This window comes from Legionella stuttgartensis, assembly GCF_977063405.2.
Map to the genome: position 1 here is coordinate 1 of NZ_CDRUHA020000022.1, position 16,932 is coordinate 16,932.

The following is a 16,932-nucleotide window of genomic DNA, read 5'->3' on the forward strand; positions in this document are numbered from 1 at the left end:
AGCTGATCAAGAAAAAGAGGAGGAAGAGGAAGAAGAAGATTGTTATGATACTGCTGCTAAGATTATTTTAGGACTTTAATAAATGCGGCTTCGTTGCAGGGGAGGTAGCCGCAAACCTCAGAATTTTCGTGCGCCGTAGCAACATAATTGGGTTTTAATGATTATGTGTGAAGCTAGATTAGAGATGGTGGTGTGCCCACTGTATTCGGTCAGGAGCTGATTACAAAACACCCTCAAGCTGCTGTTGTAAAGAGCAACGGTGGTGAGCGTTGAGGGGAAAGTCCAAGGCAATCCTGGAGTATGACAAACTCCTTCTTAGCATTTATACCCTCAAGTATTTACAAGACAGAAAACTACAGCGCGATATCCATCGTTGAGAGAATCGTGTGGAATCGTATCATCAATTACGCGTAGCCATTGTAACAGCGTATGGGAAAAAACAATTATCTGGCAAAGGAGTGTATGAAATTGAGATCAGCAACCAGTGTGGCCGACTTATTGCCAATGCTATTATTCACTATAATTCTGCAATATTACCTAGCTCAAGCAGAAATATGAAGCTGAAGGCGATGAAAAGGCGGTGTCTATGTTAAAGAAAATATCCCCTATAGCTTGGCGGCACATTCATTTTCAAGGACACTCATATTTACGGATGATATAATCATCAATCTTGATGAGATAATCGGAAAGGTTCTTTGGCGGAGGTTAAGAAAAAGCAAGGTGACCAAAAAATGCCCGTAAAATTCTGGGGTTTGCGGCTAGAGCCCCTATTAGAAGATTGTTATTTTTTTAGGAACATTCCATACTTGAATTACTACGATCTTTAGCAGAGGTTTCCTCGTCAGCAGGACTAAGGTCAACATTTTGCTTATTCTCTTTGCTTCTCATTGCATCAAGCTGATCTTTCATTTTTGATTGCAACGCCTTTCGTGAAGTAAGCTCCCACCCCGAATTAAATGTCGCCCAACCTCGGGATGTTAGATCAGATTGTATGTCTATTTTTCCCCCAGACACCGCAGATAATACAGCTGAAATTGCATCCACGACTGTGCCAGCAAATACCTTCATTAACCCTCCCAAAACTTTGAGGTCTGGGTAGTTTATGGCAAGTTCTTTATTCAGTTTTTCGTATCGGTCCAGGTTTGGTGCCTGAGTATGAGGGCTAATGGCCATTGACGTAGTCATTACAGCGGTTTCCAATAATAGACGTTTACCACTAACGCCTAGGGCTCTTTGTTTTTCTATTTCTATTAAAACCTGATTTCCTTGCGTAAGTGCTGCTAATTTAGAAGCGCTCTCTACTTGTTCGGAATTGTTTATTAGGTCTTGGAGGTGTTTTTCAATTTCTTCCTTACCCTCTTTTATTCGTTGATCTAATAATTTTTCGACCCGTTGATGAGGACAATTAAAGTCTCTCCATTCGATGAGCCAGGCTTTTTGGGAATCATCTTTTAGTTGTTGATAGTTTGCATTAACATAAGCGTCAACAGAGTTCCAGATTAGCTTTATATGATGATTCATACCTCGACCTTTAACCATTGTGGGTGCGGCATGTAATGCTTCTTCGAACTCTTCTCGACTCATTGGGATTTTTATAACTCCATTTTCCTGCTCTTTTGGTGTTAATTCAAATGATTTAACGAGGTTATAATAAGCAGAGGCTACTCCACCTCGGTCAATTGCGTCTTTACAACTGAAGTTAATACTTTTGGGGTTTAATGAATCAATAATATGATTTGTCAGTTGATATTTTATAAAATGAAACCAGACTGCTTGTCGTTCCGCTTCGGTCAATTCATCTTTATTTGAATATCCCAATGCCTCGAAGCTCTCATCCAGTAGTCTTTTTAGAATTTTAGCCTCAGTTTCTGGTGAATACCTGGCTCCATCCTTAAATATTTTTCTACGAATTCGTTCACTAATGTGAAAGTCTTTTACTTCCATTAGCCCAGGAGGAGTGTGGTCTGGGCTTGCAAGCAAGCTCTTCGCCTGGGCATCGGTAAGATGTATTGGGTCGGTTTTTTGCTTGTTTATATCATTTAGATTCTTCTCAAATTGAGGAAAGTTATCAATTGGTACTTCGTCAGGTTCACCATTTGAATTAATATAGAAGAGCTTGGTGGGACTGTTGTCATCCTTGCAATATATATAGCTCCCTTTATATTGAGAAATATCATCAGGTAATTTATCTCTCAAATGGACATCATACCCTTTAGATTCCTGGGCGATCCGTAAAAAATCTTCTCTTACATTTTTAGCATTATATTTGGTTGTAGTATCTGCATACGCATGTTGACTCATCAATCCCTTGTCCGCAGGAAGCGTAATAACAGCAACATTTTTATGGCCTATTTGTTGAACTCCATCTTCTTTTGTGTGTAGTTCAAGTGCCTCTAATTGTTCGGTTAACGCTTTTTCCTTTGACCCTTCAAGACCTTTTCTATCACGACCCAAAAGATTAAAATAAATATGAGTTATTCTATCTTCGTCTATCTCTTCAACATCGTCATTGTCTCTTTGTTCTACAATGTTACCAAGTCCGATTTCTTCCTGAGTCTGCTTTTTGGCATTCAAGCGTTCCGCTCGTTGTTGTTTTGCTAGCTCTACTCTTTCTTGCTCTCTTTCGGCTTCAATTTTTAAAAACCGTTCGAATAAAGGACTTACACGAGCTTCACCTTGGTGACGTTGTCCCTGTGTACCAAACCGGTATTCAATAGGACCATTAACATTGGAGCGGTAATGTCTTATTGTGGACAAGCTAGTCCCATGTTGTGGTTTATAGTCCTTAGACATCATGGCAGTAAATCGACCTACTGCTGAGCCCTCATATGCTGGTGATGAGGATTTTTGATTGATTGGAGTTTCTTTATCGCTTACATGATGTGAAATGGATTTTTCAATGCCTGATGAACTTGGATTCTGTTGCAGAGTGATTTCTCTAATATTCTCAAAAGTATCCTTCAAAATATGATTATCATTAGCATAAAGGGAAAGAATGAATTCATCTAATGCACGAGTCTCTTCTTTAAGTCGTTCGGCTTTTTGATCCATCATCTCTTTTAAAGTGATTCTCTTAGCATTCTCGTTAGGATTCATTGCCCCAATATCTTTTATAGAGGGTAAAACCCCTAAAGTCGAAATGTATAGCCTCTGCACTTGAGGAGACATAAATGCGACGTTAGATTGTCTAATTGTTTGATGAAGCCCAATTATCTCGTAGTCTATAATCAACCTAATCTTGATGTTGTCGTAAATAGAGTCAATATTTTCTTCTAGATGAGCTAAGAACTGGGTGTATAAATCAGCATATGGAAAGGAAGGATCGTATGGAATGTGACCTCCATTTTCAGTTATTAACGTTTCAACTTGGGTGGTTGTAAGATTAAATTTATCCGATCCCTGTGTATTAATTTGTGTGAGATTTTGATCAAATTGATTAAAATCATCAATTTTTACTTCTTGAGTTGCCCCATTGGATTGAATGTAATACAGCTTTTTACTGTCGTTATTATTACAATATATATAACTTCCTTTATATTTTGACAGATCTTTAGGGAGTTGTGACATCAAACGGAATTCAGGTTCTTGTAAAGATGATATTCCCTTAACAATAGACTCTGGTAGTAAATTTAAATCAAGAACTGCTCGAGGTAACTTCACGTTCCTCAAATAGCTAAAGCAGTTCTTGTTATGTAGTTTATCACTGGTTATTGATTTAATTTTTTGTTTTGAACCAGACATAATATTCTCGAATGGTAAATATAAAACTTCATACTTATAGTCTAGCTCTAATTTATTAAATGAGTATTAACTTTTAAATATTTATGTTGTTATTTTTAAAAGGATAAAAAAATGTTGCTTCATGCTTGTTATAAAACATATTGGTGAGAAAAGAGTTAGGTATTTTTTGAAATTGTCTTATTGTAGCTAACTCAATTTTACCTTGTAGTTTTATAGTAAAAATCAGTTGCTTAGCATTTCCAGACTCTATCCATTTCATGATGAGTGCATAAGCTCGCTCAGGATAACAGGCGACATCAGACAAAACCCAATCATAACTATGTTCCAACTGCATTGGATCTATAGCGAAAGCACTTTGTTGTAAGTAGTTAATGCGCGGTAATTTGGCAATTTTAGGGTCTAATAACGCTTTATCAACAGCGGTTACGGAAGTACCGAGAGATTGCATGACATAAGTCCATCCTCCTGGAGAAGCGCCTAAGTCCAGAACTTCATCATCGGGTTTTGGGTATTTACCTAAAAGAGTAAGTGCCTCCCAAAGTTTTAAGTAAGCTCGATTGGGTGGATTTAGTTTATCTTCAATAAAATAGCATGCTCCATTGGGCCATTTTTTCTGTCGTTTTGTGCTATAAATCAAAGTATTTTTATCTAATAAGCAAAATGCACCTATTGATGGAATTTCATCTTCAATTGGAAACTGGCGCAGAAGTGGTGGAGTCTGACGTAATTGTTCTTCAATTAATCGAGAGCGCCTTACATGAGAAACAGGATGTAAGTGCCAAAATTTTCCCGCTTGACGAAGAATTTTCACAGCCTCTGATATGGATTGAAAAGTTACTGTTTGTGGTTCTAACCAAATATCCTTAGCAAAGCATACATCCATTTTTTTATGAGGAGAAAAAACCAAATCCTCTATAATATGGGTAACTTCACCTAATTCTTTAGAAAGCAAGGTAATAAATTCGGGTTTAGCAACATAAACAGCAGCAATTTTATCCATAATTTGAGTTTAAAATTAGGTTTAAAAGTACGTTATATTATCATCATGCCCCTATAAGAAACGAGTCTTGGCAGATAAAAAATACTTGCTCAACCACGACAATGATATTTACGCCTGATTTGTAATATACTGAATGAGGTTATAGAAATTTTATATGGACTAAAGGGAATTAAAATGGAAAAGCAAACCGTTCTTATTACAGGCGCTCTTAGCGGAATTGGTAAAGCAACCGCTTTTGCCTTTGCTCAGGAAGGTGCAAATATCGTAATTTCTGGGCGTAAGCAAGAAGTAGGGGATTCTTTGGCAAAAGACCTGCGTGCTCTTGGCGTGGATGTCCTATTCATTCGAGCCGATGTTCGTTATGATGATGAAGTGAAAGAGCTTGTAGATGGTACAGTAAAACGTTTTGGTCGTTTGGATGTTGCAGTCAACAATGCAGGGGTCGAAGGAATAGTAGCACCGTTTGCTGAGCAAACGATTGAAAATTATCATTCTATCTTTGATACAAATGTATTTGGTGTCTTTTTATGTATTAAGCATGAGCTCAAAATCATGATACCTCAAGGATCTGGATGTATCGTTAATCTTTCATCAATTGCTGGTCAAAAAGCGGTTCCAGGAGGGGCAGTTTATTGTGCCTCAAAACATGCCGTTGAAGGGTTTACAAAAGTCGCAGCACTTGAAGCCGCAGCTGCTAATGTTCGCGTCAATGCAATTGCTCCAGGCCCGATTAGTACGGATATGTTCGAGCGTTTCGTGGGCACCGAAGAAAACAAAACAGCTTTTCTGGAAAGTGTACCTCTAAAACGAGCCGGTCTTCCTGAAGAGATAGCGCAAACCATTGTTTTTCTAGCCTCAGATAAAGCTCCCTATATAACGGGTAAAGTGATTGGAGTAGATGGGGGTATCGCCTAAACATGTAATGGAGTCTTTCTGGCATCCGCTCATGTTGGTTAACGTGCTACTATAGGCATTTCCCTAATTCTCATTATTAATGAATGGGTTTTAAAAAAGGGCGATCTATTTTAGAGCGATTTGATGAAAAAGACATACTGTCTTTTTCATCAAATATTATTTTATTTCACATAAACAGTGCTTGCTGCTGGACCATCGTTACTTTTTGCTTCAACAAAACTAACCCTTTCTCCAACTTCTAACTTACTGAAATCATAATCGATTACACTTTTACTGGTAAAACGAAGCCTCCTACCATCTATAGTTTCAATAAAACCATAATCAGCTATTGGCGCGATTTCACGAACCAGCCCTACAGTGGGTAGTTCGTGGTGTTTTATTTCACCACGTTGCTTATGAACGTATTTTTTTAGTTGCCTTGTCATAGCAAGAAATTTATCTCTTATTGCAACATAGACATCTTCATGCGCGTGATTTTCTGCAAGATCTCTATTTACTACTAGTTCCGCATTTGGGACAACAAGATCAATACGCACATGAAAAATTTTTCCTTTATTGTGATGTCGATGCGTTTCCACGCTGACATTACAACTGATAATACCGTCAAAATACTTCCCTAATTTTTCAGCATGCTTGCGTACATTACTCTCAATGGATTTTGAGTGCTTTAGATTATTGAATATTATTTGTATAGGAAAATATGCTGAATTGTTCATCGTTTGCTCCTTATATCAATACATCAATATCGTTTTATTTAAAGCTAGTTTCTTTTGTTTTGCTTCTTTTTTTTGTTGAAGTTTGACTACATCAACCACCTTGACCATTGTCTCCGCGAGAATTTCAATAAAATCATCTAGAGTAATTATGCCTACAAGCATTTTGTTATTATTGACAACCGGTAAACGGCGGATTTTTTTTGAATGCATGATTTCAAGAGCATCAAAGAGGCTGTCATTTTCAAAGACGCAACTAAAAGGTTCTGTGACAATATCTCGGATTAACAATGAGTCAGGTTTAACACCTGCGGCCATAACCTCAACAACCAAATCACGATCAGTAACAATACCTATGGGCATCTTCTGATTTTCTTGTTCCTCAAGTAAAACTAAGTCTCCAACATGATGGGATCGCATCAGCTCTGCAGCGTTTTTTACTGATTCATAGCCATTGATTACAACTACATCCCGGTTACAGTATTCGCCAACTCTCATAAGGGGTCTCCCAAAATAATAGTTGTTTTAGTTTTTTGCTTGGTAAGCAAAGTACTATTCGAGATAGAAACGCTTCATATTCACTACGTCGAACAACGAACTGATCGCAGGGAAACGAAAGTCATATAATTTTATTAACTGTTTTTAGTATAGTATATAAAACTTGGGTTCGGGTTAACTCGACTGCGTTAACCCCTGATTTTATACTGAGATAGAAGAGGTATAGGATGTTTTTTTGAACAAATGACAACGAAATAAAGAAAGATTTATAAGTAAAAACAATATAGCTAAACCAAAAGATAAAAACAGACCCTTTTTTAATGAAATAAGAATAAATAAAACTAAAATGGACCGTATTATTTCAAAAAATAGTTTTTTTTGTTTGCCGTTGGCAATTGAACCAAGTGTATAAAGGGTGAATAAAATAAATGCTCCAATAAGCCACGAACTCAATGAGTTTAAAGTGAAGATAAATGAGAGGTGAGCATAGAGAGCTATTACAAGGCCTATGTTTATTAACATGTATAATTTGGGAGATTCGCTATTTTTCTGATTCACTATCCGTTTGGAGATATTTTGATTTTGCTGCTGCAAACGATGAATTACCCATTCTGGAGGCATAAAAAAAGCTTTAATAAGATCCAGCTTACTCTTCAGATTTTTTCCATAATATAATACATCTTTAATAACTTTAACATTGGCATAAAACGGATTCCAGGTTTCCAGGGGCTCAGTTATTCCATATTCTACCGAAGCCCTTTCTGGTTCAAAGGTTCCAAAAAACTTGTCCCATATAATTAAACTTCCCGCAAAATTTTTGTCTATATATTGGGGATTTATGCCATGATGCACTCTATGATGAGACGGTGTATTAAAAATCTTTTCAAGCCATCCCATCTGGTTAATGGATTGGGTGTGAATCCAAAATTGATAGATAGTATTACTTGAAGCAACCAAAACAAACATCCAAGTTGGGAAGCCAATTAGAGCGAGAGGCAAATAAAAAACCCAGGATGTTAGTGTTTGAAAATAGCCCTGTCTTAGTGCGACTGATAAATTATAATTTTCACTTTGATGATGAACCGAGTGTCCTATCCAAAGAAAATTACATCGATGACTTGCTCGATGGTACCAATAATAACAAAAATCAACACCAAACCAGAGCAAGAGCCAAGAAATAATAAGATGAGGATTTATATGAAACAAAGCAAAATGCTCATATAAATAATAATAACCAAAAATTATTAAACCTCTTACTGGTAGCGCAGCAATTTCCTCGAGTATGCCAGCACTCAAATTATTAATGGAATCATTGAATTGATATAGACCCGATTTTTTGTAATAAGAAATGCTCCACTCGATTCCAATTAAAATTAAGAATATAGGGGCAGCAAATACTGTTAAATTAATATCCATATCAATCCTTTTACTTGAGGGGAGTCAAGATAGAAATATTTTTATTTTCTTCTAATTGTACTCTGCTTGTAAATGCTGATATTAATATTTGCCTGGTTTTATGCAACAACATGATTTTAAATAATGGCTAAGACCAGAACAAAAACTGTGAATTTCAGATTAAGTATTGCTATATGGATAGAGGCGTAGGTTTCCCTTAGCCATATCAAAAGTGGTAATTAAATAAGTACTTCATTGGAAATGTGTGATTTTAAGAAATGCATATATTCGGCTTCATAGCCGATACTTGCTGGCAAATGAGCAACAGAGCTAATGGCATACTTAATAGGTGTTTCTGAAGAATCGTTATCGAATGTTCGATTATTAATAAAACAATAATCGATTCCAAAGTTTTTTGCGCCATAGCCATCACTAATAATCGAATCACCTACCATTAACATTGAGTCTTTCTCAATCACTTGTTTGCGCTTGCTCATAATCTCTTGAAGGGCAATATTAAAAATTTCTATGTTAGGTTTCGCTACACCAACTTCATCAGAAACTATATAGCAATCAAACCAATTACTTAACTGGAGTCGTTGCTTTTTTTCTCCTTGTACCTCGACAAACCCATTAGTAATAATACCTAGAATATGTCCTTTTTGATGTAGGAACTCGATAGCAGTTCTCACGTTGGGTAGCCAATGTGCATGAACATAAAGATTGATATCATAAGCATCTGCAATCACTTCTACAGGTGTAGAACAAGAGAGTTTTTGATTTAACTGTACAAATCGTAATAATCTTACATCGCTTGGCATGAGTGCATGTTCTTTGGTTCCAACTTGACTCCAAAGACACGCATTAATTTCTTTATAAAGACGCTCAAAAAGTGTGTACTCAACTGTTGAGTAGAATTGCTTATAGATATCTATCAATCCCATACGTTGGGAATAGGCAAAATCTATTAGTGTGTCATCTAAATCAAATAAAATAACTTGATAAGGCATCTATGAACCCTGATTATTCATCTACATCCAAAAATGTAAGTACCAATTCACTATACTTTGGCCCCAGAATAAAGAAATCAATCCACTTATACATAAAAAAGGACCAAATGGAATTGCTGTATCTTTGGATTTACCTTGTAAACGTAAATACATTAAACCAATAATTGTACCACTAATTGAAGATAGAAGGAGAATTAACGGTAAAAATACCCAACCAAACCAAGCTCCAAATGCTGCAAATAATTTAAAATCTCCATGCCCCATGCCTATCTTCCCCGTAAACAAATAAAATATTTTAATAAATATCCACAATCCCATATAAGCTCCCGCAGCACTGAGTACGGCTTGAGGTAAGGGTGTAAATAGATTTTCAGTATTTGCAATAAGACCTATCCATAATAAGCTTAAAGTTAGACTGTCGGGTAAAATTTGATGATCTAAATCGATAAAAATTAAACAAATTAATATCCAAATAGCAATCAATACAAAAATTAATTGTAAGGTAAAGCCGAAATGCCAACTTGCATATAACGAAAGGAGCAGGGTACCTAATTCAATTAAAGGATAGCGAATAGAGATGGGACTTTTACATTGATAACAACGTCCACGTAAAAATATGTAGCTTAAAATCGGGACATTTTGCCACGCTTTAACCATGGCTTTGCATGATGGGCAAAAAGATCTTGGAAAAAATAAATTAATCGATTGCTGCTCATCTTCCTTGCCCCCAACCAGTTCATTATATTGTTGTTTCCACTCTCGCTCCAACATTATAGGCAAACGGTAAATAATCACGTTCAGCAAACTACCCACCGCAAGGGAAAATAGAGCAATTACAACGTACATAAACCAAGTATGATTATTAATAAGGTCATATATCATTAACTGATCCTGCTGCTGGAATATCTAGGTGCAGCGAAGCTAAACCTAGATTTTAGGTCATAAATTACCCGGAATTTGCTTCGCTGCACCCGGGTTATTAAATGTTTTATATTGCAGATCCGAGTTTAAATATGGGTAGGTACATTGCAACAACAAGTCCTCCTACCAAGACACCTAAAACACACATAATAATAGGCTCTAATAAACTGCTCAGTGAGTCGACAGCATTATCAACATCTTCTTCATAAAAATCAGCCACCTTACTTAACATTTTTTCTAGAGCACCTGATTCCTCACCAATGGCTACCATTTGGATTACCATATTGGGAAATAATTGCGTATTTTCCATGGCTTTATTCATTTGTTGCCCAGTGGATACCTCTTCCCTAATATTATCAGTAGCTTTAGCAAAAATGATATTTCCTGTGGCTCCTGCTACAGATTTAAGGGCTTCAACTAAAGGCAACCCAGCTGCGAAAGTAATCGATAAAGTTCTTGCAAAACGAGCAATCGCCGCCTTTTCAATAATAGGACCAATAACCGGTATTTTGAGCAGCGTTCTATCTACATTTTGCGCGAATTGAGGTGAGTGTTTTTCCGCATAGATAAATGCATAAATCCCACCGCCTAAAACTCCAAAAATTAAATACCAATAGGATTGAAACACTTTGGACATACTTACTACAGCTTGTGTCATTGCGGGTAAGTCCGCACCAAATCCTTTAAATAATGCCTCAAATTGTGGTACCACGAAAATAAGTAGTCCCGCCGTAACAAGAAAAGCAACAACCAATACAGCGAGTGGATATGTTAATGCCTTTTTAATTTTCTTCTTTATGGTTTCTATTTTTTCTTTATAGGTTGCAACCTTATCGAGCATGATATCAAGCGATCCAGATTTCTCACCGGCCTCCACCAAATTGCAAAATAATTCGTTAAAATGTGCTGGAAATTTTTGAAGTGATTCGGAGAGCGTTAATCCTGTTTCAACATCTCGTTTTATCGTTTCAATTAATTCTTTAAATCGTTTATTGGATTGTCCTTTTGCCACAATATCAAAGGATTGAACTAGAGGGATTCCTGATTCTATCATTGTGGCTAATTGGCGACTAAATACGGTGATATCTCCAGATTTTATTTTTTTATTTTTTAAACTGAAAAAAGGCGGGCGTTTCTTGGCAATTTTATGAACAACAATTCCTTGTCTTCGTAATTCCACTTTGGCTAAAGCAACGCTTCGAGCCTCAATGTCACCGTTGATTTGTTGAGCGGCCTTATTAACTCCAGTGTAATGAAAAGTTAAAGTCGTATTGGCATTTTTTTTCATTTTTTGCCCAGTTAATCAACGGTTACCCGATTGACTTCCTCAATAGTTGTAATGCCTAGCTTTATCTTTTCAAGTCCCGATTGATAAACCGTAATCATTCCTTCTTCCTGTGCAATTTTTAATATTTCCAATGAGTTTCCTCCGGCCATGATGATCTGGCCAAGTTTTTTAGTCATAGGTAGCACCTCAAATAATCCTATTCTTCCACGATATCCGCTGGTACACCTAGCGCATCCTCCGGCTTTATATAACTTAATTCCCTCTAAATCAGATTCTTTAAAACCTAACTCTAACAAACTGGGTTTGTTGAAGTCATCTCTTAAGACTTTACAATGTTCGCATAATTTTCGAGCTAAACGTTGAGCAATAATAAGTGTTACGGAGCTGGCCACATTAAATGTTGCGATTCCCATATTAACTAATCGATTTAGTGTTTCTGCGGCACTATTCGTATGTAATGTAGAGAGTACCAAATGTCCTGTTTGAGCTGCTTTAACTGCAATTTCAGCCGTTTCCAAATCGCGTATCTCACCCACCATGATGATATCCGGGTCTTGACGTAAAAAAGAACGTAACGCATTAGAAAAAGTTAATCCCGCTTTGGGATTAATATTAACCTGATTTATTCCTGTTACTTTTATTTCCACAGGATCTTCAGCCGTGGAAATATTGACTTCTTTCGTGTTAAGAATATTTAATGCGGTATACAACGTTACGGTTTTACCACTACCTGTTGGCCCAGTTACAAGGATCATTCCTTGAGGTCGTTCAATGGAATGTTTAAAATATTCTTTTTGAATAGGACTAAAACCTAATGCCTCGATACCTAATTTTGCAGACCCAGGGTCTAAGATCCGCATAACAACTTTTTCACCTGAGGTAGTAGGGCAGGTGCTTACGCGAAAATCAATGGATCTGGTTTTAGATATCTTCATTTTAAAACCACCATCCTGAGGAATTCGTCGTTCTGAAATATCCAAACAAGACATGATTTTTATGCGCGCAGTAATTCGTGTAGCTAAGCTTCCAGGAGGGGTCGCAATTTCGTGTAAAATACCGTCTTGTCGATAGCGTATTCGATATTCCTTTTCATAGGGCTCAAAATGAATGTCAGAGGCACCTTGTTTGATGGCATCAAGGAGTATTTTGTTAACAAATTTAACTATAGGTGCATCCTCTGTTATCGAAGTAACAACCGCGGTATCATGATCTTCTTCTTCATTAATAATAATTCCATCGAATTCAGTCGTATCGCCAACAAATTCGGATAAGCCCTCAGTTTCCTTAACAGTGAGTAAATGATCAATTAATGTGCTGAGCTTGTCTGCTTCAACTATAATTGCGTGTGTGTTAAGTCCTGTATGAAACTGGATCTCCTTTAGAGAGGCTTGTTTGCTTGGATCCTCTGTTGCAAGATATAAGTTATTCCCTCGACAAAATAGAGGGACCATTGAATGTCGACGAATTAACTTTTCATTTACCAGATTCGTAGGAATGGAGTCGATGTCTATGCAGTCAAGATCCAGCATAGGAGCACCAAAATTATGTGCTGCTGTGAGTGCAATTTGTGTGGCTGATAAAATGTTATTTTTGACAAGGTATTGAACTAAAGATATTTTTTCTGCAGAAGCATTTTTACAGAACTCAATAGCTTGTGGTTTATCCAAAAGCTTTTCAAGGACAAACAATTGTCCTATTCCATGTAATTTGAATTCATCGCTTCCTAACATAAGTTCCGATCAGTTTATAATAATATTAAATATAGTTAATTCATTTAATAAAATCACGTGTTCCATTGATATTCGTGTTGTTCATATATTATCTATTAGATAAAAACGAATGGCGAAGAAAATCGCGAAATGTTTCTTTTGTCCATATTTAATGGGTTACGAGGCAATATTTAAACTCAAAAAATGGATTGTATGTATATGAAACTCGTTGTATTGTAGTTTAATTCAGGATTAACTATTTTAAAAGGCATTATTTTGTTGATCGAACGGCAACTTAAACAATATCGCGCCCTGAATAAATGGTTTAAATCGCCTCTGGGGCTTTTTGCTGCTCATGAATTTTTAGTAAATATTGAACATGAAAGTGACTACTCACATGGCGAGACATTACTACAATTGGGAAATTGTGGTGATAATATATGGCTTAAAAAATTTAATTATATCCATAAATGGATTGCATCACCTTTTTATTTAGCCAATAAAGTCCAAATTGAATGTGCTTTAAATCAACTTCCACTCGACCGCAATAGTGTTGACTGTATTATTGTTCCACTCACACTCGAACCCTTCGCTAATAGTTTTAGTTTAATTGATGAAATCGATCGTGTCCTTAAGCCAATGGGTTTTGTTATTTTATTAAGTATTAATCCTTGGAGTCTGTGGGGTGGGGCAATGAAAACTGGGTTTCTCCACTGTTACAGCGACCAAAAAGTAAAAATGCGTACTCCGTTTAATTTAAATCGAATTTTCTTACAAAGAGGTTATAGACAATACTCCCTGAGAAATTTTTGCTATATTCCTCCAGTGAATAACTCATCATTAATTAAAAAATTTACTTTTTTTGATGAAATAGGCAAGATGCTTTGGCCTTTTCCTTCCGGTTTTTACTGCTATATTGCGCAAAAGTATCAAGTTATAGAACCTGAATTACAAGTAAATCCAGCTGAATCGGCAATGAAAAATTACCAAGTTCCACTGCAGCCGGTTATTTTTTCTTCTCAGAACCATAATCTTTATCCTTCTGATAAAATACCAAATGATATCGATTACTAATCCTTAGGTTTAAATATCATATCAAATGGACTAGGTGCTTTCATTTCGGTTAATGAAGGCGATGCTGCTTCAATGGTAGCAGATGTTTGAACTCGTTGAGTAACTGCTTTATCAAATGTTGTTAATCCATCCATCAACGTATTTTGATTTGGACTGCCAAATTGCTCTTGAGTAATGTCTTCTTTTATTGTTTGCTCTATCGTTTTTGTACTTCCTTCATATAGTTGACCATTGCCTGCTGAAAATACATAGTCGTCCTTAGGTATAAAAGCAATATCATGTACGAATTCGGCGCTAATAGGGGACAACCCACCACAACAAAACTGTTGACACTTTACAGCTTCGTCTTCATAAAATTTTTTCCTCTGCTGTTCATTACGAAAAGAAAGAATGGGAGGAAACTCCATGAGTAACATCTCTCGTTGTTTTTTAATTGACTCATTGTTTTCCGTATCAAGACATTCAGATCTAAAGTCATTAATTAAAGGTGACTCTTGTTTGCCGGGTACCAGATTTTGAAAATAAATCATTTTATCTAATTGGAGGGGAGCTTGTGCCATAATAATCCTTCCTAACTAAATCTCACTTATTTATAACATTAACTGCTATTAATATAGCCACTCTTAATAGTTTAAAGATTAGCAGTTATGTAGAGAAATGCGAGTTATAGCAGATATACGTTAATTTAAATTGAATAGAGTACCTTTGTTTTTGTATAATTTGCTTTGCCATAAAAACAGGTTAATTTTATGAATAAAAAAACGATATTCAGAATCACTTTTGCTAATCAAGAAGCAATTTATGAGGTTTATGCGCGCTCTGTTAAAGAAAGTGAGATGTTTGGGTTTCTAGAGGTCGAAGAATTGGTGTTTGGTGAACAAACAGCATTAGTTGTTGACCCTTCGGAAGAGCGATTAAAACTTGAGTTCAATGGTGTAAAACGCACATTTATTCCAATGCATTCAATTTATCGTATCGATGAAGTTACAAAACAAGGGACAGCCAAAGTAAAAGATAATCCAGGCTATGGAAGTAAAGTTAGCCCATTTCCTGGAACAGGAAAAATAAAAGATTAAATAAATGTATCCCTATAACCTGCTCTGTCCCGAGGACTCAGAATGACTATTCCAGATAAAATAAAAGAAGTTTACGAAAAATCATCTTGCTTATTTACTACTAATGAAGTTGAAGCAGCACTTGATCGAATGGCAATTAATATACATAAGGAATTGCAAGATCAAAATCCAGTTCTTGTCTGTGTTATGGTTGGCGGATTAGTCCTTTTAGGTAATTTACTTCCACGATTGGATTTTCCATTAGAAGTAGATTATGTTCATGCAACCCGCTATCGAGGTGAGACCCGAGGTGGAGATATTGTTTGGAAAGTGAAACCGTCAACTAATTTGCAAGGCAGAACTGTTCTTGTTGTTGATGATATTCTTGATGGTGGTATTACTCTGGCAGCAATTATCGAAGAAATAAAATCCTTGGGAGCGGAACAAGTTTATAGCGCCGTTTTAGTGGATAAGTATCGAAAACGGGTTCCAAATGGATTGCAAAAAGCCGATTTTGTAGGCTTACAAGTAGAAGATCATTATATATTTGGCTATGGTATGGATTACAATGAGTACCTTAGAAATGCACCTGGTATTTTTGTAGTACATCCTGATCATGAATAACCAAAATCTTAGCTTTGATGAGTACTTACACTAAAAGGACTTCAGCAAGCAAGGAGGCTAAAATGCGTTCTGTGGTGGTTACAGGTGTTTCATCCGGAATTGGATATGGCATAGCTAAGAAACTGATTGCTCATGGCATAAGAGTTTTTGGAAGTGTGCGTAATGAAAAAGATGCGCAACGTGTATCAGCTGAACTTGGTGCGCTTTGCGTTCCTCTTATTTTTGACATAACGGATCAAAATGCGGTTCGAAATGCGGCCCAACAAGTACGTGAGCAATTACAAGACGAAATGCTCTGGGGATTGATCAATAATGCAGGAATTGCTGTTGTTGGGCCATTAATGGAAACACCTATCGAAGAGTTTCGTCGTCAATTTGAGGTAAACGTTATTGGACAAATTCAAGTAACCCAGGCTTTTATCTCTTTACTAGGTGCTGACAAAACGCTGAAAGGAAAGCCTGGAAAAATCATTAACATAGGTTCTGTATCGGGTAAAATATGTAAACCATTTTTCGGCCCTTATTCTATTTCAAAACATGGCGTAGAAGCATTTTCAGATACATTAAGAATTGAATTGATGATTTATGGTATCGATGTCGTGCTCATCGGACCAGGAATGATAAATACTGAGATTTGGCATAAGAATGAAGATCAAGTTAGTGATGATAAACTACGTCAATCAATTTATGCTAAACCTTTACTTAAATTTAAGAATTATATTTATCATAAGGTTGAACAATCCGCTTTACCCGCAAAAAAGGTTGGGGAGCTTGTATATCGAATTTTATCTAATCCTAATCCCAAACCGCGTTATACTTTAGTCCCACATCTCTTCTCCGACTGGATAATGCCAAGACTGTTATCTAAGCGTTTTTTAGATAAAAAAATAGCAACAGCACTAGGTTTTTTTAAAGAATAATCCAATAATAATTGGCATTATTTTATTGTGTTTAATAACTTTCTATCTATCACGTTAGGGGCTGGCATT

Annotated in this window: 15 protein-coding genes and 1 pseudogene; 6 read left to right on the plus strand and 10 right to left on the minus strand. The window is 36.4% G+C overall.

From position 1 onward, the window contains the following. Window positions 1-284 precede the first annotated feature (284 nt). Window positions 285-640, plus strand: a pseudogene (locus ACWTEW_RS05620) (Tn3 family transposase); the annotation flags it as partial. Between the two features lie 149 nt (window positions 641-789). On the opposite strand, the gene ACWTEW_RS05625 reads toward ACWTEW_RS05620, so the two are convergent. Next, window positions 790-3,741 (minus strand): hypothetical protein, encoded by a 2,952-nt coding sequence (locus tag ACWTEW_RS05625; protein ID WP_454780735.1) that lies wholly within the window; start codon window positions 3,739-3,741, stop codon window positions 790-792. Between the two features lie 73 nt (window positions 3,742-3,814). Further along, a complete protein-coding gene (locus ACWTEW_RS05630; RefSeq protein ID WP_454780736.1) occupies window positions 3,815-4,741 on the minus strand; it encodes an SAM-dependent methyltransferase in 927 nt (308 codons plus the stop codon). A gap of 174 nt (window positions 4,742-4,915) precedes the next feature. Between ACWTEW_RS05630 and ACWTEW_RS05635 the strand changes: the two genes are divergently transcribed. Continuing rightward, entirely contained in the window at window positions 4,916-5,656 is a 741-nt protein-coding gene (locus tag ACWTEW_RS05635; protein WP_454780737.1) for an SDR family NAD(P)-dependent oxidoreductase, read from the plus strand. A gap of 161 nt (window positions 5,657-5,817) precedes the next feature. Here the strand turns inward: ACWTEW_RS05635 and ACWTEW_RS05640 are convergent, their stop codons facing one another. From ACWTEW_RS05640 to pilB, 7 genes are all read right to left on the minus strand, one after another. Then, a complete protein-coding gene (locus ACWTEW_RS05640; RefSeq protein ID WP_454780738.1) occupies window positions 5,818-6,372 on the minus strand; it encodes an HPF/RaiA family ribosome-associated protein in 555 nt (184 codons plus the stop codon). A gap of 15 nt (window positions 6,373-6,387) precedes the next feature. Further along, complete coding sequence (locus ACWTEW_RS05645; protein ID WP_454780739.1) at window positions 6,388-6,867, minus strand: CBS domain-containing protein; 480 nt, start codon at window positions 6,865-6,867, stop codon at window positions 6,388-6,390. A gap of 201 nt (window positions 6,868-7,068) precedes the next feature. Beyond that, window positions 7,069-8,283, minus strand: coding sequence for a sterol desaturase family protein (locus tag ACWTEW_RS05650; RefSeq protein WP_454780740.1), 1,215 nt, complete (start codon window positions 8,281-8,283; stop codon window positions 7,069-7,071). 218 nt (window positions 8,284-8,501) lie between these two features. Beyond that, complete coding sequence (locus tag ACWTEW_RS05655; RefSeq protein WP_454780741.1) at window positions 8,502-9,272, minus strand: HAD family hydrolase; 771 nt, start codon at window positions 9,270-9,272, stop codon at window positions 8,502-8,504. Between the two features lie 21 nt (window positions 9,273-9,293). After that, window positions 9,294-10,154 (minus strand): prepilin peptidase, encoded by an 861-nt coding sequence (locus tag ACWTEW_RS05660; RefSeq protein WP_454780742.1) that lies wholly within the window; start codon window positions 10,152-10,154, stop codon window positions 9,294-9,296. Window positions 10,155-10,260: 106 nt separating this feature from the next. Beyond that, a complete protein-coding gene (locus ACWTEW_RS05665; RefSeq protein WP_454780743.1) occupies window positions 10,261-11,481 on the minus strand; it encodes a type II secretion system F family protein in 1,221 nt (406 codons plus the stop codon). A gap of 11 nt (window positions 11,482-11,492) precedes the next feature. Next, window positions 11,493-13,211, minus strand: coding sequence for a type IV-A pilus assembly ATPase PilB (gene pilB / locus ACWTEW_RS05670; RefSeq protein WP_454780744.1), 1,719 nt, complete (start codon window positions 13,209-13,211; stop codon window positions 11,493-11,495). A 255-nt stretch (window positions 13,212-13,466) separates the two neighbouring features. Here pilB and ACWTEW_RS05675 point away from each other — a divergent pair, with 255 nt between their 5' ends. Continuing rightward, complete coding sequence (locus tag ACWTEW_RS05675; protein ID WP_454780745.1) at window positions 13,467-14,264, plus strand: methyltransferase domain-containing protein; 798 nt, start codon at window positions 13,467-13,469, stop codon at window positions 14,262-14,264. Here ACWTEW_RS05675 and ACWTEW_RS05680 read toward each other — a convergent pair. Continuing rightward, a complete protein-coding gene (locus ACWTEW_RS05680; RefSeq protein WP_454780746.1) occupies window positions 14,261-14,824 on the minus strand; it encodes a hypothetical protein in 564 nt (187 codons plus the stop codon). The two genes, ACWTEW_RS05675 and ACWTEW_RS05680, sit on opposite strands and share 4 nt — an antisense overlap. A 189-nt stretch (window positions 14,825-15,013) precedes the next feature. On the opposite strand from ACWTEW_RS05680, the gene ACWTEW_RS05685 reads away from it, so the two are divergent. From ACWTEW_RS05685 to ACWTEW_RS05695, 3 genes are all read left to right on the plus strand, one after another. Then, window positions 15,014-15,340, plus strand: coding sequence for a DUF1820 family protein (locus tag ACWTEW_RS05685; protein ID WP_264456711.1), 327 nt, complete (start codon window positions 15,014-15,016; stop codon window positions 15,338-15,340). 42 nt (window positions 15,341-15,382) lie between these two features. Beyond that, a complete protein-coding gene (locus ACWTEW_RS05690) occupies window positions 15,383-15,943 on the plus strand; it encodes a hypoxanthine-guanine phosphoribosyltransferase (RefSeq protein WP_454780747.1) in 561 nt (186 codons plus the stop codon). Window positions 15,944-16,005: 62 nt separating this feature from the next. Next, window positions 16,006-16,863: an SDR family oxidoreductase gene (locus ACWTEW_RS05695; protein ID WP_454780748.1), complete on the plus strand. Its 858-nt coding sequence runs from the start codon at window positions 16,006-16,008 to the stop codon at window positions 16,861-16,863. The last annotated feature ends 69 nt before the right edge of the window (window positions 16,864-16,932 follow it).